20 protein-coding genes are annotated in these 20,764 nt (G+C 58.0%); 13 read left to right on the top strand and 7 right to left on the bottom strand.

The genetic code is table 11. The annotated features are described in order from the left end of the window. Window positions 1-96: 96 nt before the first annotated feature. The 5 genes from EYB53_RS15020 to EYB53_RS15000 all read left to right on the top strand — a co-directional run bounded on the left by EYB53_RS15020 (window position 97) and on the right by EYB53_RS15000 (window position 5,791). A complete protein-coding gene (locus tag EYB53_RS15020) occupies window positions 97-2,091 on the top strand; it encodes a diguanylate cyclase (RefSeq protein ID WP_135479253.1) in 1,995 nt (664 codons plus the stop codon). A 70-nt stretch (window positions 2,092-2,161) separates the two neighbouring features. After that, window positions 2,162-3,211, top strand: a complete 1,050-nt coding sequence (locus EYB53_RS15015; RefSeq protein ID WP_135479252.1) for a [LysW]-lysine hydrolase — start codon at window positions 2,162-2,164, stop codon at window positions 3,209-3,211. Window positions 3,212-3,243: 32 nt separating this feature from the next. Continuing rightward, complete coding sequence (locus tag EYB53_RS15010) at window positions 3,244-3,867, top strand: histidine phosphatase family protein (RefSeq protein WP_135479251.1); 624 nt, start codon at window positions 3,244-3,246, stop codon at window positions 3,865-3,867. A gap of 64 nt (window positions 3,868-3,931) precedes the next feature. Continuing rightward, window positions 3,932-5,134 (top strand): tRNA (adenosine(37)-N6)-threonylcarbamoyltransferase complex transferase subunit TsaD, encoded by a 1,203-nt coding sequence (gene tsaD / locus EYB53_RS15005; protein WP_135479250.1) that lies wholly within the window; start codon window positions 3,932-3,934, stop codon window positions 5,132-5,134. A 120-nt stretch (window positions 5,135-5,254) separates the two neighbouring features. Further along, the gene (locus EYB53_RS15000) at window positions 5,255-5,791 is read left to right on the top strand and encodes an OsmC family protein (RefSeq protein ID WP_135479249.1); all 537 of its coding nucleotides are present in this window, start codon (window positions 5,255-5,257) and stop codon (window positions 5,789-5,791) included. Here EYB53_RS15000 and EYB53_RS14995 read toward each other — a convergent pair whose 3' ends face one another. Further along, on the bottom strand, window positions 5,792-7,426 hold the full coding sequence (locus EYB53_RS14995; protein ID WP_135479248.1) for a tetratricopeptide repeat-containing diguanylate cyclase: 1,635 nt from the start codon (window positions 7,424-7,426) through the stop codon (window positions 5,792-5,794). 42 nt (window positions 7,427-7,468) lie between these two features. Continuing rightward, window positions 7,469-7,984, bottom strand: a complete 516-nt coding sequence (locus EYB53_RS14990) for a gamma carbonic anhydrase family protein (RefSeq protein ID WP_135479247.1) — start codon at window positions 7,982-7,984, stop codon at window positions 7,469-7,471. A gap of 144 nt (window positions 7,985-8,128) precedes the next feature. Between EYB53_RS14990 and EYB53_RS14985 the strand changes: the two genes are divergently transcribed. From EYB53_RS14985 to crcB (EYB53_RS14975), 3 genes are read left to right on the top strand one after another with little or no spacing between them, the layout of a single operon-like run. Then, window positions 8,129-9,424, top strand: coding sequence for a DUF190 domain-containing protein (locus tag EYB53_RS14985; protein WP_135479246.1), 1,296 nt, complete (start codon window positions 8,129-8,131; stop codon window positions 9,422-9,424). A gap of 10 nt (window positions 9,425-9,434) precedes the next feature. Beyond that, window positions 9,435-9,884: a fluoride efflux transporter CrcB gene (crcB, locus tag EYB53_RS14980; protein WP_167857421.1), complete on the top strand. Its 450-nt coding sequence runs from the start codon at window positions 9,435-9,437 to the stop codon at window positions 9,882-9,884. After that, window positions 9,881-10,252 carry a fluoride efflux transporter CrcB gene (crcB, locus tag EYB53_RS14975; RefSeq protein ID WP_135479244.1) on the top strand — a complete coding sequence of 124 codons (372 nt, stop codon included), beginning with the start codon at window positions 9,881-9,883 and terminating at the stop codon, window positions 10,250-10,252. The genes crcB (EYB53_RS14980) and crcB (EYB53_RS14975) overlap by 4 nt, the downstream gene beginning before the upstream one ends. A gap of 3 nt (window positions 10,253-10,255) precedes the next feature. On the opposite strand, the gene EYB53_RS14970 is transcribed toward crcB (EYB53_RS14975), so the two are convergent. The 4 genes from EYB53_RS14970 to EYB53_RS14955 form a co-directional block, all read right to left on the bottom strand. After that, the gene (locus tag EYB53_RS14970; protein WP_135479243.1) at window positions 10,256-11,182 is read right to left on the bottom strand and encodes an AfsR/SARP family transcriptional regulator; all 927 of its coding nucleotides are present in this window, start codon (window positions 11,180-11,182) and stop codon (window positions 10,256-10,258) included. A 225-nt stretch (window positions 11,183-11,407) separates the two neighbouring features. Then, window positions 11,408-12,427, bottom strand: coding sequence for a dTDP-glucose 4,6-dehydratase (gene rfbB / locus EYB53_RS14965; RefSeq protein ID WP_135479242.1), 1,020 nt, complete (start codon window positions 12,425-12,427; stop codon window positions 11,408-11,410). 26 nt (window positions 12,428-12,453) lie between these two features. Continuing rightward, the gene (gene purE, locus EYB53_RS14960; RefSeq protein ID WP_135479241.1) at window positions 12,454-12,942 is read right to left on the bottom strand and encodes a 5-(carboxyamino)imidazole ribonucleotide mutase; all 489 of its coding nucleotides are present in this window, start codon (window positions 12,940-12,942) and stop codon (window positions 12,454-12,456) included. After that, complete coding sequence (locus tag EYB53_RS14955) at window positions 12,942-14,072, bottom strand: 5-(carboxyamino)imidazole ribonucleotide synthase (RefSeq protein WP_254151089.1); 1,131 nt, start codon at window positions 14,070-14,072, stop codon at window positions 12,942-12,944. The genes purE and EYB53_RS14955 overlap by 1 nt, the downstream gene beginning before the upstream one ends. Window positions 14,073-14,138: 66 nt before the next feature. Here EYB53_RS14955 and EYB53_RS14950 point away from each other — a divergent pair, with 66 nt between their 5' ends. The 5 genes from EYB53_RS14950 to EYB53_RS14930 all read left to right on the top strand — a co-directional run bounded on the left by EYB53_RS14950 (window position 14,139) and on the right by EYB53_RS14930 (window position 19,404). Continuing rightward, window positions 14,139-14,285, top strand: a complete 147-nt coding sequence (locus EYB53_RS14950) for a hypothetical protein (protein WP_167857420.1) — start codon at window positions 14,139-14,141, stop codon at window positions 14,283-14,285. A 414-nt stretch (window positions 14,286-14,699) separates the two neighbouring features. Beyond that, window positions 14,700-14,915 carry a hypothetical protein gene (locus EYB53_RS14945; protein WP_135479240.1) on the top strand — a complete coding sequence of 72 codons (216 nt, stop codon included), beginning with the start codon at window positions 14,700-14,702 and terminating at the stop codon, window positions 14,913-14,915. A 130-nt stretch (window positions 14,916-15,045) separates the two neighbouring features. Then, complete coding sequence (locus EYB53_RS14940) at window positions 15,046-15,951, top strand: DMT family transporter (protein ID WP_135479239.1); 906 nt, start codon at window positions 15,046-15,048, stop codon at window positions 15,949-15,951. A gap of 38 nt (window positions 15,952-15,989) precedes the next feature. Next, a complete protein-coding gene (locus tag EYB53_RS14935; protein ID WP_135479238.1) occupies window positions 15,990-17,942 on the top strand; it encodes a DUF4838 domain-containing protein in 1,953 nt (650 codons plus the stop codon). 976 nt (window positions 17,943-18,918) lie between these two features. Next, the gene (locus EYB53_RS14930; protein WP_135479237.1) at window positions 18,919-19,404 is read left to right on the top strand and encodes a CvpA family protein; all 486 of its coding nucleotides are present in this window, start codon (window positions 18,919-18,921) and stop codon (window positions 19,402-19,404) included. Between the two features lie 34 nt (window positions 19,405-19,438). Here the strand turns inward: EYB53_RS14930 and EYB53_RS14925 are convergent. Then, window positions 19,439-20,764 (bottom strand): glycosyltransferase family 4 protein (locus EYB53_RS14925; protein ID WP_254151088.1); only part of this gene is annotated, 1,326 nt, incomplete at its 5' end.

Genomic DNA, 20,764 nt, shown 5'->3' with positions numbered 1-20,764 from the left:
TGCTGGCTGTGTTATACTAACCTTTGTATTTACGGAAAAGGTAATGCAGATCGAATCGACTTTGATTATCTTTTCGCTCAAGGTTCTGTATAAATAATGACCGAAACCCTCTTTCTTACTCCGGCTTCGTCGGGCTGCCTTAGCCTGTTTATGTTAGCGATCCTGGCCTCGGCGTATCTGATCTTTCGTCTGTTCCGTACCCAACTCCGTGCGCTGAATAGTCAGTTGCTCTATGTCACTGGGTTTAGTCTTAGCACCGCCCTTTTTGCTGGCCTGGCTTTCGTTGAGGTTTCTTTCCTGGCCTCGCCACGCTTCATTGCCGTCGCGCTGCAACCGGTGGCGGTGGCCCTTCTCGTTGCCCTCTGGATCCAGTTTGTGACCATGGCGGATGATGATCGATCACCCCCGTTGCAGCGTGAACGCTCAATCGTAGCTGTGGCGAGTCTTGCCTATCTGGGGTTGGAAGGTGCTCTGGCGCTGCAAGCGTTGTGGCGCACAGCATCCGCAGGTGTTCTGCGCCCGGGGTGGCTTGAGCTTATCCCGCTTGTCGGTCTGCTCTGGGTGTTGTTGCGGCTGATGCATCATATGCGGCAGGGCCAGGTCTATGCGCCTGCCCAGCGACTCCAGGTGCTCGTGCTGGCTCTTCTTGCCCTGGTCGTTGGGTTGCGCCTGGCCTTTGCGTGGGATCTGCTTGCCTTGCCTGTCTACCATGTCCTGGTCACGTATGCCTTGATGCTCAGCCTGCTCTTTGCTGTGATCGCCAGCCTCACCTTGTTCCGCGAACCAACCTCACTCACGGTAACGCTGTCAGCGAGTTTGCTCGTGATCATCATGTTAATTCTAGCGCTTTTTGCATGGTTTATTTCGCCAAATTACGTTGAACAGTATGGGCAAGACCAGGAAGATGTGCATATTCGTTTCTTGCTCCATAATCAACTCTGGTCACTAACCATTGCCACGGTGCTGGTCAACCTTGGTCTGATCGTGGCTTTGCCGTTGCTCTTTGCTATGATCATCATTCGTTCACTGAGGGCATTGCTGGCAGGTATGCAACAGTGGAACTTGGGTCAAATGAATACCGAAATTACAGTGCATTTGAATAATGAAATCGGATCTTTAGCGAGCGAGATCAATCGGCTTGATCACGAAAGGAACTATCTGATCAAGCAGATGGAAGAGCGCATCAATGTTGGCACGATTGCCCTGGTGCATGCCAGTGAAAAGTATCGTGATCTCTTTGAATTTGAGTCCGACGCTAATTTTGTGGTGCGCAGTTCTGACGGCAAGATCCTTGAGGCCAATGGTGCGGCGGCGGTACTCTACGGTTTTTCACAAGATGAACTGAAACAGATGCGCAACGTCGATCTCTCGGCTGAGCCTGAAGCAACGCACGAACGGTCAACCGATGTGCAGCCCAGCAAAGAGATTGTGCGCATCCCTCTGCGCTGGCATCGCCGCCGCGATGGCACGGTCTTCCCCGTTGAACTCACCGCCCGTTTCATTGAATGGGACGGCGAGAATGTCCATATTGTCTCGATCCGCGATATCACCGAGCGGCAGAAGATTCAGGCTGAACTGGAACGCCTCGCGACAACCGACGCCCTCACAGGGGTCTATGACCGGCGCTATTTTTTTGAGCATGGGAGCAGGCTTTTTCTGCGGGCCAAAGCTGGTGATCCCGGCGGGGCGATTTTTATGCTTGACCTCGATCACTTCAAGCTTGTCAATGACACCTATGGGCACTCGGTTGGCGATCTCGTCATCTGTGAATTTGCCCGTCGCATTCGTGCCAATCTTCGTCCTGGTGACATCCTGGCCCGCTATGGCGGCGAGGAATTTATTGTGCTCATGATGATTCCTGATCAAAAAAATATCCCTCAACTTGCCGAACGGCTCTTACAGACGGTCAGTTCCTCGCCCTTTGAGTTTGAAGACGCTGTCATATCTGTGACAACCAGTCTTGGCATTGCGCCTTTTCATCCTGCGCTCGTCTCATTTGACCAGCAGGTTGACCTCGCCGATGACGCCCTCTATCAGGCCAAAGAGGCGGGTCGCAATTGCTGGCGGATGGCTGCGTTTCCAGATGCTTGAGCGTTATCTCTCCCCTACCTGCGGTATAATGCAAGCCACAGAGAGATTGTGCCGATAGGCGAGACGTCGTATGCAGATGAATGCTGTTGAGTTTCTTGAAACCTTGCTGCGGATTCCGTCGCTCTCGGGGCAAGAGGGTGAAGCCGCCGCGTTCTTGACGGCCCGGATGCGTGAGTTTGGCTGGTATGCGTTTGTTGATGCCGCCGGCAATGCCGTTGGTCAACTCGGGACAACCGGCCCGCTCGTGGTGTTGCTTGGGCATATTGATACGGTGCCCGGGATGATCCCTGTGCGCATTCAGGATGGCTGCCTCTATGGGCGCGGTGCCGTTGATGCGAAAGGCCCTTTTGCAACCTTTGTCCAGGCTGCACGCCACCTCGAGTTGACCGGACGCTTGCGTTGTCGCCTGGTCTTGATCGGCGCGACTGAAGAAGAGTCCGCCAGTTCTCGTGGGGCTCATTATGCCCGCGAACAGTATGCTCCCACGAGTTGCATTATCGGCGAGCCGAGTGGCTGGGATCGGGTGACCCTTGGCTATAAGGGGCGCTTGCTTGTTCACTATCACCTCGAACAAGATGCGGCCCATAGCGCCGGCGAGCAACCTGCGGCCCCCCAGGTGATGGTTGCTTTCTGGCGTGAACTGGAAGCCTACTGCGCTACGGTTAATGTCGGGCGCGATCGCCTCTTTGAGCAGTTACTTCCTTCGTTGCGCCACGTCGCCAGTGGCGGTGATGGCATGAGTGATTGGTGTGAGGCGACGATCGGGTTGCGCTTGCCTGAAGGGGTTGACCCTGATGCACTTGCCAGCCATGTCGCGTCGCTCGCTGGCTCGGCTCGCCTGCGTTTTGAAGGTGGATGCCCCGCTTTTCGTAGCCCGCGGACGACCCCGCTCGCCGGGGCGTTTGTGCGGGCGATCCGTCAGCATGGCGGTCAGCCCGGTTTCTTGCACAAGACCGGTACCGCCGATATGAATGTTGTTGGTCCAGCCTGGCGTTGTCCAATTGTGGCGTATGGTCCTGGCGACTCACGCCTTGACCATACCCCCGATGAACATCTTGACCTGGAAGAATATCAGCGCGCGATTCTTGTGCTCGCCGATGTGCTGGCTCAACAGGTCTAGGCTGGGTATGAAGTGTGACCGGAGGAAGATTATTGCGAACGAGCATCTGGTTTGTGCGTCACAGTCAGACGCAATTCAATCTCGAGCGCCGTTATCAGAGCTGGAGCAATAGCCCGCTCACTGCCTATGGGCACCGCCAGAGTCGTGCTGTTGCCTTGCGCCTGCGCCGCATTCCGTTTGATGTCGCCCTGGTGAGCCCTGCCGAACGGACGCAGCGGACTGCCCAGGCGATCCTCGCCGGGCGGCGTGGTGTGACGGTGCGCCTCGATCAAAATTGGGCCGAGTTGCACCATGGTCGCTGGGAAGGCTTGACCTATCGCGAGGTGCTGCAACAGTTTCCCGACGAAGCTCGCGCTCGCTGGAGCGCCGGAATCAATGGTCGCGCTGAAGGCGGCGAGAGTCTCGCTGAGGTCTATGCACGCGTCGCTGCCGCGTGGCGTGCGCTGCTCCACGATCATCCCGGTGGACGGATTCTTGTCGTGACCCATGCGACGCCGATTCAACTTGTGCTCTGTGAATGCTTTGGCCTTGCCCCCGGAAGTCATTGGCACTGGCGGATTGATACGGGCAGCCTGACGAGTCTTGATGCCTATGCTGCCGGGGTCATTGTGCGTATGGTGAATCATGTGCCGCCTCTTCCCCCGGTCGAGGCCTGAGCCTTACCCGCTGGCCCCCCGTATCTCTGCGGTGTGGTGCCTGTAGCAGCGAGTTGCCGATCTAATGCTAGTTGAACCAAAGACCATCCTGGCGCTTGAAACATCGTGTGATGAGACTGCGGCTTCCGTTGTTCAGGGCGGGCGCCGCATGCTCTCGAATGTGGTTGCCTCGCAAATGGCGATGCATCAGCGTTTCGGTGGCGTTGTGCCCGAGGTTGCCTCGCGTCAACATATCCTGAGCTTGATGCCTGTGGTCGAACGGGCCCTCGAGGTTGTCCCCGGTGGCTGGGAAGGCATCGATGCCGTTGCTGCGACCTATGGCCCCGGGCTCAGTGGGGCGCTGCTGACCGGGCTCAATGCGGCCAAGGCGATGGCCTGGCACCGCGGCCTGCCGTTTGTCGGCGTCAATCATCTCGAAGCCCATATCTATGCGAATTGGTTGCTTGAAGATCCACGCACCGACGTGCCCGCACCTGAATTTCCGCTCGTCGCCCTGGTCGTCAGTGGTGGGCATACGTTGCTCGCTTTGTTGCGTGATCACGGCGATTATGAACTTCTGGGGCAGACCCGTGACGATGCCGCCGGTGAGGCGTTTGATAAAGTGGCCCGGATGCTCGACCTGGGCTACCCTGGTGGTCCGGCCATTCAGCATGCCGCCCAGGGCGGAACCTCGGCGCTGACGCTGCCGCGTGCCTGGTTGCGCGATAGTTTTGACTTCTCCTTTAGCGGCTTGAAAACAGCCGTGCTTCATCGTGTGCAGGAACGGCGCGAGCGCGACGCCCAGTTGCCTCGCCCATCATCCGAAAAGTCGGCCTCTTCACCTGACCAGCAGTCGCCCTCTACACCAACCAGTCGTCCACAACCGCAGATCTTGCGCGGTAAGCGCTCGCTGGAACGGCCACGCGAGCCTGCCGAGAGTTCGACCGCAGCTACGCCCTCACCAAAGACGTCACTTGACCCCCGTTTTGTCGGCCAGATGGCCTACGCCTTCCAGGAGTCGGTCGTTGATGTGCTTACGACCAAGACCGTTGAAGCGGCCACCCGGTATAACGCCACGGCCATTCTGGTCGCTGGAGGCGTTGCTGCCAATGTGCGCCTGCGCGAAGAGTTGTCCCGGCGCGCCAGTGTGCCGGTCTTTGTCCCCTCAGTCGCCCTGTGTACCGACAATGCTGCCATGGTCGCCGCTGCTGCCTTTTACCGTTTTCACGCCGGCATCCAGAGTGGCTGGGATCTCGATGTTGTGCCCTCGCTTCGCCTTGGCCAGTAGAGCGTAAAACAAGGCTTTCGACGATAGAAAAGAGGAAAGAGGCCGAGCGCATCAGGAAGCGATGCACGCCTCTGAACTGTAAAGCAGCCTGAGACCTTGCCCAAGAAAGGAAGACGTAGCATGCCTCCGACGTGGAACTTGCCCGAGTATCTTGAACGTAAACGTGATCTGGTCGAAGCCTATCGCGAACAACTGCGCAGTCCCGACGCGGCCCCGGCCCCCCTGCGGGCCACAGTCAAGGTCGCCGCAGGCACGGGTGCCCGCCCGATCCAGATGCGCGAACACATCGTCATGACCGACGCCGGTGCGATACTTGGTGGCCACGGGCTTGGGCCAACCGCCCCCGAATTGCTCCTCGGCGCACTCGCAAGTTGCCTGGCCCATTCGGCCCTGGTGATCGCTGCTGACCGTGGGCTGCATCTCGAACAGCTTGAGATCGAGGTCACCGGCCAACTCGACTACCGGGGTACGCTTGCAGTGACCGACAATGTCCCGGTGGCCCCGACTGATCTGGCTTATCTGCTACGGGTCACCGGCTCACTCTCCCCCGAAGAGGTGGCGATGCTCGAACGTGATATTGCCGAGCTCTGCCCGATCTTGCGTGCGCTGACCAACCCGACCTCGGTGACTGGTCGTACCGAAGTTGTTGCACCATAATCAGGCAAGCTGGATTTGCCTTCGCCCTGCTTCTTTGGCTCGATATAACGCGTCATCGGCACGGCTCATTAACGACTCAACGGTCTCTTCAGGCGCAATCACACCCGCAATGCCGCCACTGAGCGTGATCCATATCTGGGCGCTGCCTGACGTGATCGGGTTTGTGTCCAGTTCCTGCACAATGCGTTGGAGCACCTGATAAGCCTGTTCGCCTGTGGTCGTTGGAAAGAGCAACGCGAATTCGTCGCCCCCGAGACGTGCAAAGAGATCCATTGTCCGCGCATTCTTCTGCACCGTCTGTGTAAAAGCGATCAGGGCCTGGTCGCCTACGGCATGCCCGTACTGATCATTGATCTGCTTGAAATGATCCAGATCCATCAAGGCCAGGGCGAGCGCGTTGCCCTGGCTCTGGGCATGTCCGATTTCATACCTGGCGACACCGAGAAAGTGGCGACGATTGGCAATGCCTGTCAAGCCATCGGTTCTTGCTTGGTGCGCGAGCAGTTCCTCGGTTTTTTTGCGCTGAGCAATTTCTCGTTCCAGTTCGATATTCCGTAACTGATAAATCTCAGCCTCGCGGCGTGCCATCTCGGTGCGATGGTAGATCTCCAGGCTCTGGACACGGCTACTATTCGTATCATTGAAAAGCGTTTCGCGGATGCGGTGAAACGCTTTATAGTGCTGCAACGCCTGGGCAAGTTCGCCCCGTTCTTCATACACCTGCGATAACGTCTCGTGACAGCGTGCCCCATACAGATAGCTGCCAGACTGTTCTGCGAAGGCCAACCCTTGCTGCAACAGGATGATCGCTTGATCAAATTCCTGATGTTCAACGCAAATCTGGCTGCGCGTATGCAGCGCCACCAGTGATAACTGCGCAATATCGTGGTTCTGCCCGATCTCCATCGCTTGTTCGAGGCATGCAATCGCAGCTGCTCGTTGTTGGAGCCCACAGTAAGCCTGACCAAGGGCGAGCAAGGTGTATCCGTTGATGATAGCAATGTCAATGTTGAGGTGTGCGCTTGCCTCTGCATATGCGAGCGCTTTTTCATATTCGCTTTGCGTCACATACGCCAGCGCGATATTGGTCAGCACTTTCGCTTCGGTCAGTTCATCACCGTGTGCCCGACACAGGCTCAGGGTCTGGTGGTACGCTGCATACCCCGCTTCATAGTTGCCTGAACGTTTATAAGCAAGCCCGAGATTATTCCAAAGATCCGCTGTGAGCCGATGATCCTCAGCGGAACATGCTAGTTCGAGGCCCCGCTGACCTATTTCCACGGCTTCAGCAAAATTATCGAGACTCCAATGGGCCCAGCAGAGGGTGTAGCAGGCACGTGCCTGCCCTGCGATGTCTCCTAGCTCTTCAAAGATCGCTAGGGCTTCGAGGGCTTGAGTGAGGGCAAGCACATAATCGGTGAAGTTGTATTCGCAGAGCGAGATCAGCCCGTCGGCAAGGCCTTTCGTATACTCTTCAGCCCGCGCCAGATCATACGCCTCCTGCGCAATCCGTGCGCCACGCTTGGTATCGACAATGCGTAGCACCCAGGCCAGTTTGTTGAGCAGGTCAATCCGTTCGCAACGGTCGCGTACTGCCGCTAATCGTTCTTCCAGTTGCTGGATATGCTTGATCATGTGCGTTTTTAGGTGAGACGAAAATTTGTGCGCCTCGCGGCCTCACGTCATCCGACGCCGATACAACTCTTTGCGTGCCACATAGTGCTCAGCAGGTGTACGGATGCGCGCCGCCTGTTCGTGGCTGAGGGGGCGGATGCGCCCTGGAATACCGAGCACCAGCGAGCCGGGCGGAACCTCCATGCCCTCAGTCACAAGTGCCCGTGCCCCGATCATCGAGCCGCGCCCGATGCGCGCCCCATTCAACACCACGGCCCCGATGCCAATCAAGACTTCGTCCTCGATCTCTGCGCCATGAACAATCGCGCCATGCCCGAGGGTGACCCAATTACCAATGATGGCTGGAAAGCCCGGGTCGCCGTGAATGATACAGCCATCCTGGACATTCGAGTAAGCCCCGATGGTGATCGGCACCGTATCTGCGCGAAGCACACTCATCGGCCAGACACTACTCTCAGCACCAATGGTGATGGTTCCGGCAAGGAAGGTGTTGGGAAAGATAAAAGCGGTTGGGTGAATGTCAAACTCGTCGCGTAAGACTGGTTGTTGATCGTTCATATCTGCCTTTGCATAGATATAGATAGGTTCGATTGTACAATACTCTTGCCGTGTGCTTCAACCCCCCAAATCTATGGTATCCTGGCAACTATACGGCAGGTTCAGGCGAGCGACGAACGCCTGGCGATCAAGGTGGAGTCACATATGGATACCGCGACAACGCAGCAGGTCTGGATCTATATCGGCGAGGGCGATAGTCGGCATGGGCAGTCACTGACGCAGTGGGTTCTTGATGCCCTCCGTGCGGCGGGATGCCCGGGGGCAACGGTGCTTCGTGGCATTGGTGGATACGGGGTCAATGGCATGATGCGCAGCGATCTTATTGTGGATGCGCCCGGCCAACTTCCTGTGATTATTACTTTTATTGATCGAACCGATCGCGTTGAGTTGGTGCTGCCAACCCTCCGCGAACTGGTGACTGAAGGGATGATCGCGGTTAGCCCGATCCAGGTGATCCAGCATAGCTATCGCGAGGGTGGTCCCTTTCCGCGTCACCTCACCGTTGCTGATGTGATGAGTCGTGATGTTGCCCGGGTTGGCCCCGATGCGCCGGTCAGTGAGATCGTGAGCCTCTTGATTGATCGCGCCTTGCGCGCCTTGCCGGTTGTCGACGATGATCAGCGTGTGATCGGGATCATTACCGATGGCGATCTGCTGACCCGCGGTGGTACGACGCTGCCCTTGCGTCTCCAGAAGCTCTTTCCCCTTGATGAACGTGCCGCTCAGGTTGCTGCTCTTGCTCAACAGCCCCAACGCGCCGCCGATGTGATGACGCTCGACCCGGTCATTCTCACCATGACGACCTCGCTCGCGCATGCCGCTGAGGTGATGGCGAAACATAATATGAAGCGCATTCCGGTGGTAAATGCGGCGGGCAAACTTGTTGGCATGGTCAGTCGTTATGATCTGCTCAAGACGGTCACCGAAGGACTCCGTCAGCGCCCCGAACAGCAGTTGCGCCGCTCTAATGGCGAGCTTTCAACCGTAGGGAGCCTTTCAATTGCCCCGATTCCTGTGGTGCGCGAGATAACCTCACTTGCCGAAACGCTTGACCAGTTGCTCGCTACGCGCAAGCGCCGTATTGTGGTCGTAAACTATAACAAACAGGTTATTGGCATCATCACCGATGGGGATGTTCTGCGTCGCGCAACGCGACCTGTCCCGGGTAGTGCGCTGCAACGCCTGGCGACGCTGTTGAGTGGCGGCAATCGCCCCGAAGGGCTTGAACTCGATCTCAAAGGCCGAACGGCCGCCGATGTGATGACGAGTCCGGTGATTACCGTGACCACCGATACGCTAACCACCGAGGCCATCCAGTTGATGATTAGCTACAAGATCAAGCGTCTACCAGTGATTGACCAGCAAGGCCACGTCGTTGGCATCATCGGGCGCGCCGATGTGCTGCGGGCGCTTGAGCAAGGCCAGCACGAAGCCGAGTAGTGATGCGCGCATGAAACCCTTTTTTAACTGGCCTCGTTCGGCAGGAATGCTCTTGCCGTCCACTGAACTTGCCATTGCGCTCGGTGCGGTGCTTGGGGCCAGCACCCGTTTTACGCTTACCAGTCTGCTTGCGCCCTTGCATCCTGCCGGGTTGCCTCTCGGAACCCTGCTCGTCAACGTGATCGGCTGTTTCTTCATCGGTGCGGCCCAGACGCTTTTTCTCGAATTGATCAGCGTGCGCCGCCAGATCCAAGTGTTGGTGACCGTCGGGTTTCTTGGTGGTCTGACCACCTTCTCTTCGGTCAGCGTCGAGTTGGTACGGCTGATCCAGGCGGGGGCGCTGCCCACTGCCGCAGCCTATCAATTTGGCTCGCTTGTCGGGGGTGTCGTGGCCGCGTTGGTGGGGATCGTCCTCGCCCGTCTCCTCCATCGCCTCGTGAGTGCGCGGGGGCGGCCATGAGCTACCTGTTGCTTGGCCTGGGGGCGATTGTTGGTGCATTGAGCCGCTACCATCTGGTACGTGCGATGCAAGCCCGCTATGGTAGTACTTTTCCTGTGGGCACCTTTGTTGTCAACCTTAGCGGGAGCCTGTTGCTCGGTATCCTTGCCGGGCTCATTGCCACCCATCCCGACTGGCCGATCCGTTCTCTTCAAGCTCTTGCTGGCGTCGGCTTCTGTGCCACCTATACCACCTTTTCGTCTTTTATCTTCGAGACGGTTCAACTCTGGCGCCAGGGCAACCAGCGCAGCGCTATCTTCAACCTCTGCGGCCAACCCATCCTCGGGTTCGGTTTTGCCTGGCTTGGCATCTTTTTGGGGAGTGTGTGAGGCTTACGACGATCCCCCGCGCCGCAAGGCCTGCTCAACCATGCGCAACGCATGACTCACCGCCTGTCCATGACGATCCACTGACACCTGGAGTTGCCGTAAGTGCAGCGCGAGTTCACTGAGGCTGATTTCCTCTCCAGCATGGGCGTGATCGGTTGCGCGTGCTAACGCATCAATGGGTTGGTTGGTTTTCAGACGCTCAACCAGAGCCTGCATCAGGGGGCCTGGGGTCGTCTCGAACTCTTCCGCAAGCATCGTGGCGCAACGCTCGTACTGTCGCAACGCGCCGCTTCGATCACCGGCACGCCAGTACAGGCGCATCATTCGCCGATAGCACTGCTCATTCACGTTGTCGTACTGCTGAAAAGCTGCGCCATAGGCCAGCCCCCGCTCGTATTCACCGTGGTATTCACAGTAAGCCATCAGTTTATCGAGCAGCGCTAGATACATCTGTTGCAACCGCTCACGCTCGACCAAACACCAATCCTGGTAACAGCCGTCAAAGAGATCCCCCCGATAGAGATCCACGGCCTGCGCGGCAGCGCTTGCATGCGCATGACTCAACTGCTCCCCAGGCTGCCCCTTCGTCTGCTCAAAGACTGTCTCGATCTCAGCAACATCCAGCCACAGCGGAAGATGCGGTTTGATCTGAATCCAGTCAGCCTCGATCGCCAAAAGCTCGGCAGCGATGGGCTCGGCTGGCAGATGTTGCAATTGCCAGAGCGTGCGTCGCAGATTCGCCCGCGATTGCGCGGTGCTCGTGTTGCTCCAGAGGATACTCGCTAACCCTTCGCGTGCATGGGGCCGTCGGCGATGGATCAGCAGGTAACAGAGCAATTCCTGTACCTTGCGCACATCCAGGCCCGTTACTTCAATATTGTCGTAACGCACATGCAAACGGCCAAAGAGCTGCACAGCAATGTTGCTCATGCCACCTCCTCACTGAGGCTAGAAGCTGGAAATGCCTTTTGCCGCATCAGGAAGCGAAGTGGATGTCACCCTTCGTAGGAGCCAGAAGCAGATTGAGGGGGTGCGACGCGATCAGTATAGCAGTTGATACAAAAGAAAGTCAATGACAAACTGGTTAAACTCTCGATGCCCTTACAGTTTGCCTACCCCTGCCAGCATTGCTGGCAGGGGTAGGCAAACATAACTCTAGCCCTGGCGCTCATCGTACTGCTTCCGATAGTATTCTAGGTATTCCCCTGATTTGATTGGTCGCCACCAGGCTTCGTTGTCAACATACCAGCGTACGGTCAATTCAAGGGCCTGATCAAACGTATGGCGCGATTGCCAGCCCAGGGCACGCAGTTTGCTGCAATCGAGCGCGTAACGCCGATCATGGCCTGCCCGGTCGGTTACGTAGGTAATGAGGCTATGTGGTTTGCCCAGCAGATCGAGGATCTTGTGGGCCATCGCGATGTTCGCCGTCTCGACTTCGGTGCCAACATTGTAAAATTCGCCCAGTTCACCTTTGTGCAGCACCAGATCAATGCCTTCGCAATGATCAAACACATATTGATAGTCGCGTACCTGCAGGCCGTCGCCATAAATCGGCACCGGGAGGTTGTCAAGCGCATTGGTCGTAAAGAGTGGCACTGCCTTCTCGGGGTAGTGGAACGGGCCAATGTTGTTCGAGCCTCGGGTCGTCGTGACCGGCAAGCCGTACGTTACAAAATACGCATACACCAGATGCTCGGCCCCGGCCTTGCTCGCCGAATAGGGACTCCGTGGTTCGAGCGGATCACCCTCTTTCGACCGTTGTGGTACCGGGATGGCCCCGTAGACTTCGTCGGTACTGATTTGGTGAAACCGCTCAAGTTGCTGCTCACGCGCTACTTCCAGGAGTACCCACGTCCCATTCACATTTGTGGCAATGACGGCATCCGGGGTCATGATCGAGCGATCAACATGGGTCTCAGCCGCAAAATTGATGATCGTGTCGATTGCATACTGCTGCACCACCTGACGCACCGCTGCCATATCGCAAATATCGCCCTGAACAAAAGCGTACCGTGGGCCGAACGCTTCGGCGCGTGCCAGGTTTTCCAGCCGTCCGGCATACGTAAGTTTATCAAAAACAATGATCCGATAGTCACTATACTTTTCTAGCATATAGTGAACAAAATTCGACCCGATAAAGCCTGCCCCTCCGGTCACAAGTAAGTTATGCATAAGCCCTTCTTTAGAAAGAGTGAACCCTACCCTTGCTCCAGACGCTCATTCTTTGCACGGGAAGTTGCGGCGAGCGCTTCTTTGTAGGTACTCATCCGTGTCATCAAAACTGGATCGCTTGTTGCAAGTATTTGTACGGCCAGCAAGCCTGCATTCTGTCCGCCACCAATGGCGACCGTCGCTACCGGTACACCGGCTGGCATTTGCACAATCGAGAGCAGCGAGTCGAGCCCGCTGAGTGCTTTCGTTTGCACCGGTACACCAATCACAGGTAGGGCCGTGCAGGCTGCAAGCATGCCTGGTAGATGAGCTGCCCCGCCTGCACCCGCAATAATTACCCGCAAGCCTCGCTCGTGGGCGGTCACGCCATACTCAATCATGTCCCGCGGTGTTCGGTGGGCCGAAAGGATGCGCACTTCGGTGGCTATTCCAAATTCGGCACAGATGTCAATGGCGGCCTGCATCGTTGGCAGGTCGCTATCGCTTCCCATTACAATGCCAACCAGGTTTGTCATTAGATTGCCACCAGATCTGCGGCCTGTCGTGCACGGGCTTCGGCTTCAGCCATCGTTGCTCCATATGCCGTGACGTGGCCCATCTTTCGCCCGATCCGTGCTTCACGTTTGCCATACAGGTGTACATGCGCCCCCGGGATCGCCAGCGCCGCTTCCAGTGCTTCAGGTTCAACGGTCCCATTACGTTGCCCAAGCAGGTTGATCATCACTGCCGCTGGCTCACGGAGACGCACATCGCCCAGCGGCCACCCAAGGACCGCACGTACATGATTCTCAAACTGTGAACAAACACATGCCTCGATCGTATAATGCCCCGAATTGTGTGGTCGTGGTGCCATTTCATTGTATTGCATCTGACCATCAGGCAACGCAAAGAGTTCGATACCAAAAATGCCTATTCCATCAACTGCACGTACCGCATTCACGGCCAGTTCCGTCGCTCTATTCGCTTCGGCTAGACTAAGCGGTGCAGGCACGCGCACCACATGGCAGATATGATCACGTTGCACCGTCTCGACAACCGGGTACGCCTTTGTTTCACCCGTACGCCCACGCACAACCATGACGGCAAGTTCCCGCACAAATGGTACCCACGCTTCAACGAGCAAGGCGCTCCCTCCCTTGCTCAGACGTTCCCACGCTGGCCCGATATCTTCGGCGTTGCGCAGGGTTGCGTTGCCATAACCATCATAGCCATTCCGCCGCGCCTTCAAGACCATTGGCCAGCCCAGGATTTTGCCAGCTTGCAACACCTCGTCAGGCCATGTGACTCCCTGAAAAGCAGGCACACTCAGCCCCGCTGCCGCGATCCGCTCTTTCTGCGTCAGCTTGTCTTGCACCACGGCAACAGTCGCTGCGGTGGGAAAAACCGGGACGCCCCGGTCTTCCAGCGTGGCAAGAATCCTCGCGTCAACAAATTCGTTTTCTAGCGTTACTAGATCGCACTGCTCGGCAAAGTGGGCCAGTACCTCGGGATCATCCCACGCTCCCACAACCTCACGCCGTGTAAGGCGCCCGGCCGGGCTGTCTGCGAATCGCTCAAAAATGACCGTCTCGAGCCCCAGCGTAATCGCTGCTTGTGTCAGCATGCGGGCGAGTTGCCCGCCCCCAAAAATTCCAATGCGCATCATGCCGGCCATGATACCGGTACATGTCTCTCGGTGCAAGTTCAGCCCCGAAGCTAATGGTTTGCAAGAATGAAATCAGGGAGTGCCGACTTCAGTCGGCTGAGCAAGAAGCCGACTAGTGAGCGCACGCTGCGCGGCATCATGTATGGGCCAGGCGGCACCAGTGCAACCTACCGCCTCCGCGAAAACATGCAGGATAATCACGCCTCAAGCTAACTCACCTTCAAACTTACAACACGCGTGCTCTTCACCGGTGCAATGGGATCGCGTGCCACGAATACGCCCCTTACCCTCCTTCCTGTTGCTACTTCCAATCTCGCCGAACTCTCCAACCGCGTCTACCTTCCCTTTGTTATCCGCCGGTAAACCCTCTGATATCAACACCATCTCAGCTTTCACAGCGCAGGACGTGAGGTTTGCCAGCAATTGCTGGTAAACCTCACGTCCTGCTGTGTGAAATGTAACTCCTGGTAATTTCTGGTAACTTCTGATAACTCCTTGTAACTCCTGGCGCTACACTATTCCTGTAGAGACAAAATAGCGCACTGCGTCAAACAAGGTCGCTTTTACTATGCAAGTATAACGTGCCAGTCGCCTGTTACTGCGACGAACACGAGGAGGTACATCGCCATGCTTACCGCCAGTCAGCGCGAGCGTATTCTTAGCCACCTGCGGCGAGGCTGGAAGCTACCCGATAGCCTGGTTCTTGAGCTCTGGGAAGCCTATGAAACCCTCGAGAGCCAGACACCTACTACCGATCGCATGTCATTAGACGAGCGTGACGAGCAGGAACTCGCCTATGCACCTCACCGCAGCGCACATAACGGTCAACGTCGCTCCTTGTAGACTACCCCAAGACACAGATTGATTGCAACGTAGGCAACAACAGCCAGCTTAGCTGGCTGTTGTTGCCTACGTTGCAATCAGTTGTATAATAACAATCTTGTGATCAATGTCTACGCATACCAGGATCTCTATGGCAGTCTCCACCAGGGTTGAACAACCCGTTACTCGCCTTGGTCTCCCCATCACCGATCTCACCATGCTGCTGGTGGTCTTGATCTGGGGCATTAACTTTACCGTTGTGAAAATTGTCTTGCAAGAGATCCCTCCGCTCCCTTTTGCGGCCCTGCGCTTTTCTGGTGCCGCCATCCTGCTCTGGCTCATTCTGCGCTTCCGCGAAGGCCCCCAGTCTCTCCCCAGAGGGCTGCTCTGGAAACTTACCTGGGTCGGTATTGCCGGCAATACGATCTATCAGGTCGCGTTCACCTATGGCCTCAAGTTGACGACTGCCGCGAATGCGTCGCTGATTATTGCGACGACCCCCGCCCTCGTCGCTGGTTTTGGTGCGCTGCTTGGCATCGAGCGCGTGCGCCGTATCGGGGTCATTGGGATCTTGCTGGCGATCAGTGGTGTCGCTCTTATCCTTGTTGCGCAAGGCCTCCAATTTCGTAGCGAGAGCATCGTTGGCGATCTGCTCTTGATTGGCTGTGCGATCGCCTGGACGATCTATACCCTCGGGGTACGTACCCTTGGTGGAAGCCTGTCGCCCCTGGCAATTACAACCTGGACAATGGTTGCCGGTCTGCCCGGTTTGGTCCTGGCCGCCCTTCCTGATATGCTACGCACCAATTGGTCAACTGTTAGTCTCAATGTCTGGGCTGGCCTCGCCTATTCAATGGTGCTCGGTATCGTGGTCGCCTATGTGCTCTGGAATAATAGTGTCCGCGTTGCAGGCAGTAATCGAACCGCCATCTATGGCTGCGCCATCCCTCTCGTCGCAACCCTCGTCGCTTGGCCTGTCCTCGGCGAAACCCCAACCTATCTCCAGGGCTTTGGTGCTATCTTGATTGTGGCGGGTGTGCTGCTCAGTCGCCGCTGAGGTGCCGCTGGCGCTCGCTTGCTCGCTAGGAAGAAATTATGCTCGATCTCTGCCTCGATGCTAGTTGGTCACTTCAATTGACCAGTGACCATCGTACGGCCCGTCTCGCGGCAACAGAATTGCAGACCTTCCTTGTGCAGCTTGGTGCCCCCGCGTTGCCGGTCACATCTGCCCCCCATGGCTCGCGTATTTTGCTCGATCATGGCCCCTCGGGCGATGCTTTTGTCCGTACCACCGATGCCCACGGCCTTCGCCTGCGTGGCGATGGTCCTCGCGGCTTGCTCTACGCGGTCTACGATCTCCTCGAGGCCCTCGGTTGTCGCTGGCTGACGCCTGATCCGGACGGTACCCACGTTCCCGCTCACTCTACCGTTTGCCTCCCCGGTCTCGCTGTTGCTGATCGCCCCGCTTTTGCCCACCGGAGCCTGATCATTGGGCACGATCTCTTCCTGGCTCAGGCCGAAGCATGGATCATCTGGGCTGTCCGGAATCGCCTCAACACGCTCTTTATCCATACTACGATCCACGAACCGGCTTTTGGAGCCTGCCGCCTTGCGACCTGGCGTGCCTGCCGTCGCCAACTGTTGCCGTTGATCCATGATCGTGCGCTGCGCCTCGAAATTGGCGGCCATCACTTGCGCGATCTTTTGCCCCGCCGTTTCTTTCGCAAGGCCCCCGAGCTCTTTCGCTACGATGGCACCCGTCGTACCCCCGACTACAATTTCTGCGTCTCTAGCCCCCAGGCGCTTGCCTATGTGCAACAGTCCGCCGCGGCTTTCGCCCGCGCGTATCCCGAAGCCGAGATCTACCATCTCTGGCCTGATGATCTGCGTGACGGGGGGTGGTGCCACTGTCCGGCCTGTGCCCGGCTCACGCCCTCTGATCAGGCCCTGATCGCGACGAATGCTGTGGCCGAAGCAGTTCGTACGCACCAACCCCAGGCCATGGTTAGCTATCTGGCTTATCACGATACCGAGGCTCCCCCGACATCTGCCTCGCCCCATCCCGCCATCCAGTTGCTCACCGCGCCGCGCTTGCGTAGCTATGCCGCTGCTATTGATGCCCCGGTCAACCAGATTGTCACCGCACACCTGACTGGCAATCGTCCGCTCTTTGCGCACCAGGCTGTCTTTGAATATTATCTCGATGGTCTTCTTTTTAAAGCAAGCCCGCCCCCGCTTACCAGGATCATTGCCGCTGACCTGCAAGCCTACCGTGCCAACGGGGTGAGTTCGGTGCATGCCCTGCTCACTGGTGATCGTCCCTTTGCCTGGACGCCTCTCAACGCCTACCTCTTTGCCCGGCTCGCCTGGGCCCCCGATAGCGATCCCCTCGCCCTCCGTGAAACCTACGCCCTAGCGCGTACCACGTCGCCCGCGTTGGCGACCCATCTTGTTGAGGCCTATGACGCTCTCGAAGCTGCCTGGCAACCAGTGCTTGCCCGCGACCCCGCAAGCGACCATGCGATGCGCCTGAACCTCATCCCATCGCGTGATCCCGTCAATGCACCGCCGATGGATGTCCTTGATATGCTCACCGAGCCGCAGCGCACCGCCGAGCAACGCCTTGAAGCAATGCTTGCCATCGCAAGCCAGCTGCAACAAGGCCAGCAAGCCTGGGCCAGCCTCGCATCAGTGTCTGACCCTGATCTCGCTGCCGAAGCCGCCGAATGGCAACTGGCGGCCGAGTTACTCCAGTTTTTTCGTCTCCGTCACCAACTCTATGTGCTCGCGGCCCGCAAAGCTGCCCCTGCGACCCTCTACGAAACGGTGCATGAAGCCCAGGCAAGCCTCGATCGCCTGTATGCCTGGGCTCAGCAACACGTGCCCCCGGCAGCACAACCAGGGCATCGCTTGCTCCGCACTATCTTTCAACTGCACCTCGACCATATCGCCGATCTGCACTTGCTCAAGCCCTGGCACCGCCTCGGGCTACGCGCTCGCCGTGCCAGCGACCTTGCCCTCATGCTCTCCCGTGTCATCCGGCCCTAACATGGTCTTGCCGCAATGCCTCTGCACCCGCCCACCAAACGGCGGCCCACCGCTGTCATACCCACGCACGCGGGCACCTAGGGCACCCGGGGATGTCCAGGCCGTTCCGTGGAGGATCCCGCCATCTGTCAACGAGTGTCACCAGATGGCGGGGCGCACCGCTGTCATGCCCACGCACGCGGGCACCCACGGCCCCTCTCAGGTAGAGCGTTTTTGCGACACCGCTTGCTGATGCGATACAGCGGCGCCAGCAAGCGCGTTCGGTGGGTCAAGACGTTTGTCCAGGCTGCGCGGCGCACCGCGACCGCTATCGCCCTCCCCTGCCCTGGTGCTGCGGCGCCCCACGCTGGCGTCATGCTCCACGCTGGCGTCATGCCCCACGCTGGCGTCATGCCCCACGCTGGCGTCATGCCCCTCGTAAGGCCGAAGCACCGCCCCTACGGACGTGCATGCACGGCCATGGGGCGGTGTTTCGGCCCTCCGGTCGTCGTGACGGATACGCACGCATCCAAGGATGGCGTCACCTCCATCAAAGGGGGCCCCCAAACGGCGGCCCCCCGCTGTCATGCCCGCGCATGCGGGCACCCAGGAATCCCAGGGGTCGCAGGGATCCTCCGCTACCCGCAGGAGGCCGTCCACCTGGCAGGTTTGACGGAGCGCTCCCGTTCTCCGCAAGGCGCATGGGTTGGCACGTACCCACGCAGCGGTGAACCGCACGGGAACGCCCGTGCCTGAACAGGTGCAACCCTTTGAGCGCATGTTGCCATTGCGAAACCCTTTGAAGCCTCTGGTTCCCTAGCATTGTGTCTTAGCTTGTGCCAAATGCTAGCGCAGTTGGCGTTTAGTACAATCTAAGACCATGTTACCGTGGCCCATATCGGATTGTCACCCCGAGCGCAGCGCAGGATCGTGGCGCAGGAAAGGGGTATCTTCAATCGTCATTGATATAAGGCATAGATGATCACTGGATACACCTATGAATACGCTTGATTATGCAATTCTGCTTGGAAGTGGTGTTTTTGTTCTGCTTGGAATCTATTGGGGCTTGATCAGGCAGGTTCTCTCGCTTGTCGGTCTCGTCGTTGGCATTGCGATGGCCGGGCGCTACGGCCCCGAGGTTGCCGATTGGCTCACCTCATTTATCGCCGATCCGCTCGTTGCAGGTGTGCTCGGCTTTGTTGGTGTTCTGCTCCTCGTGAGTAGCCTGGCAAGTCTACTTGCCTCGGTTCTCCGCATGTTTGTTGGCCTGCTCTTTCTTGGCTGGCTTGATCACTTGCTTGGTGGCGTTCTCGGCCTCATCCAGGCGATCCTAGCTGCTGCCATCATCATTGTCGCGATGGTTGCCTTCCCCCTGCCGACCTGGTCAAACGCCATCGAGGGTTCGCTTCTGGCTGAAAATCTCTTACGTATCGGCGGTATTTTTCAAGTCTTCTTGCCCTTTGTCCTACCATCACTTGCTTAAAAACCCGCTGCTTCGTTCGTCGAAAAAACGATACCTACAACGCCTGGTAGAGTCGTTCGTAGCGCGGTAACACCGCCTCGTACGCAAAATGGGTGTGCGCAAAAGCACGCGCACCCTCGCCGAGCCTGTTCCGTGCAACGGGGTCAAGCAAAAGTTCGGCCATACGCTGGGCAAAGAGACGTGGTGTCGCGGCGATTGCCCCCGTGATGCCGTGATGAATGATATCTTGCGTACCACCAGTTGGCATCGCCAGAATCGGCGTGCCCATCCCCGAGGCTTCCAACAAGACCCGACTGAGCGGTTCGCCCCAGGTCGACGGAAAGAGCAACAGCGTACTCTGTTTCATCAGACGCAACACTTCATCATGGCTGGCCCAGTTGAGCATCTGCATCTGGAGGCCCAGTGTACCTAGTTCAGTCGTCAGACGGTCACGCAGTGCCCCATCACCTGCGATAACGAGCGTGAAAGGTGGTACGTTGGGCATGCCAGGTGCGCGCAGTTCACGAAAGATCGCCGGAAGCAACCCTGCCCCTTTGTTGGCTTCGAGCTTACCCACAAAGAGCAGCAGTCCACCTTCCCACCTCGTTTCTGGCGGGGCAGCTGCAATCGTTTCATTTGCCGCCATATCAAGCATATTGGGCAAGACATGCAAGCGTTCAGGTTGTACTATCCCGGCCAGGCGTTCGGCAATATAGGTACTCACCGCGATAACGGCATCGGCACGGGCGAGATACTGTGCCCGTCGTCGCTGATGCGCCAGCATATAGGGAAGCCCCGCCAGGGCCAGAATCCCACGCAATGGCCCAAGGCGTGCGGGCAGCTCGGTGGCCAGCCCAGGCCAGCCGGGGCGACCATAGGGGACCTGATCACCGTGGAGACCAGTGGCAAAATAGTGCCAGGGCCAGTGGTCGCGCACCGTGACCACGACTGGAACCCCCAATTGTTTGCCCGCCAGCACGGCACCGGGAGCAGTCTGCACATGCTGGGCATGCAACACCTGTGGTAGCGGCCCACGGCGTGCCTCGGCGACAATAGCTTTAGCCAGCACGGGCCAGAAGCGCTCGTGCCGGAAATAGTTCTGAACAACAGGAAGCGAAGGGGCAGTATACCCGATGCGCACGGCAGGCACCCCAAGTGCATCAGCGTGAACCACACCTCGCCGACCACGCACAGGCACCAGTGCTGTCACCTGATGACCCCTGGCTAGCAACGCACGCGCCAGGGCGTGGCTACTCCAGGCAGCTCCCCCACGGCCATCGGGCGGAAACACATCTGTTGGCAGCAGAATACGCATCAGTAGAACCACGGCGGTGCCGTGGCGACGCCTCCTCCGTCGGCGGTGCCGTGGCGACGCCTCCTC

Source organism: Candidatus Chloroploca mongolica (assembly GCF_004762035.2).
GTDB classification, from domain to species: domain Bacteria; phylum Chloroflexota; class Chloroflexia; order Chloroflexales; family Chloroflexaceae; genus Chloroploca; species Chloroploca mongolica.
Note: the sequence above shows the minus strand (reverse complement) of the source record. Positions and strands in the feature narration are given on the sequence as shown.

What these genes read in the sequence shown, in the direction of transcription:
- EYB53_RS14985 (WP_135479246.1), top strand. Translation starts at nt 8,129, where the DNA reads ATGGATACCGCGACAACGCAGCAGGTCTGGATCTATATCGGCGAGGGC.
- tsaD (WP_135479250.1), top strand. Translation starts at nt 3,932, where the DNA reads ATGCTAGTTGAACCAAAGACCATCCTGGCGCTTGAAACATCGTGTGAT.
- EYB53_RS14930 (WP_135479237.1), top strand. Translation starts at nt 18,919, where the DNA reads ATGAATACGCTTGATTATGCAATTCTGCTTGGAAGTGGTGTTTTTGTT.
- rfbB (WP_135479242.1), bottom strand. Translation starts at nt 12,427, where the DNA reads ATGCATAACTTACTTGTGACCGGAGGGGCAGGCTTTATCGGGTCGAAT.
- EYB53_RS14990 (WP_135479247.1), bottom strand. Translation starts at nt 7,984, where the DNA reads ATGAACGATCAACAACCAGTCTTACGCGACGAGTTTGACATTCACCCA.
- EYB53_RS14940 (WP_135479239.1), top strand. Translation starts at nt 15,046, where the DNA reads ATGGCAGTCTCCACCAGGGTTGAACAACCCGTTACTCGCCTTGGTCTC.
- EYB53_RS15000 (WP_135479249.1), top strand. Translation starts at nt 5,255, where the DNA reads ATGCCTCCGACGTGGAACTTGCCCGAGTATCTTGAACGTAAACGTGAT.
- EYB53_RS14935 (WP_135479238.1), top strand. Translation starts at nt 15,990, where the DNA reads ATGCTCGATCTCTGCCTCGATGCTAGTTGGTCACTTCAATTGACCAGT.
- EYB53_RS14955 (WP_254151089.1), bottom strand. Translation starts at nt 14,072, where the DNA reads ATGATGCGCATTGGAATTTTTGGGGGCGGGCAACTCGCCCGCATGCTG.
- EYB53_RS14970 (WP_135479243.1), bottom strand. Translation starts at nt 11,182, where the DNA reads ATGAGCAACATTGCTGTGCAGCTCTTTGGCCGTTTGCATGTGCGTTAC.
- crcB (WP_167857421.1), top strand. Translation starts at nt 9,435, where the DNA reads ATGAAACCCTTTTTTAACTGGCCTCGTTCGGCAGGAATGCTCTTGCCG.
- EYB53_RS14995 (WP_135479248.1), bottom strand. Translation starts at nt 7,426, where the DNA reads ATGATCAAGCATATCCAGCAACTGGAAGAACGATTAGCGGCAGTACGC.
- crcB (WP_135479244.1), top strand. Translation starts at nt 9,881, where the DNA reads ATGAGCTACCTGTTGCTTGGCCTGGGGGCGATTGTTGGTGCATTGAGC.
- EYB53_RS15015 (WP_135479252.1), top strand. Translation starts at nt 2,162, where the DNA reads ATGCAGATGAATGCTGTTGAGTTTCTTGAAACCTTGCTGCGGATTCCG.
- EYB53_RS15020 (WP_135479253.1), top strand. Translation starts at nt 97, where the DNA reads ATGACCGAAACCCTCTTTCTTACTCCGGCTTCGTCGGGCTGCCTTAGC.
- purE (WP_135479241.1), bottom strand. Translation starts at nt 12,942, where the DNA reads ATGACAAACCTGGTTGGCATTGTAATGGGAAGCGATAGCGACCTGCCA.
- EYB53_RS14950 (WP_167857420.1), top strand. Translation starts at nt 14,139, where the DNA reads ATGAAATCAGGGAGTGCCGACTTCAGTCGGCTGAGCAAGAAGCCGACT.
- EYB53_RS14945 (WP_135479240.1), top strand. Translation starts at nt 14,700, where the DNA reads ATGCTTACCGCCAGTCAGCGCGAGCGTATTCTTAGCCACCTGCGGCGA.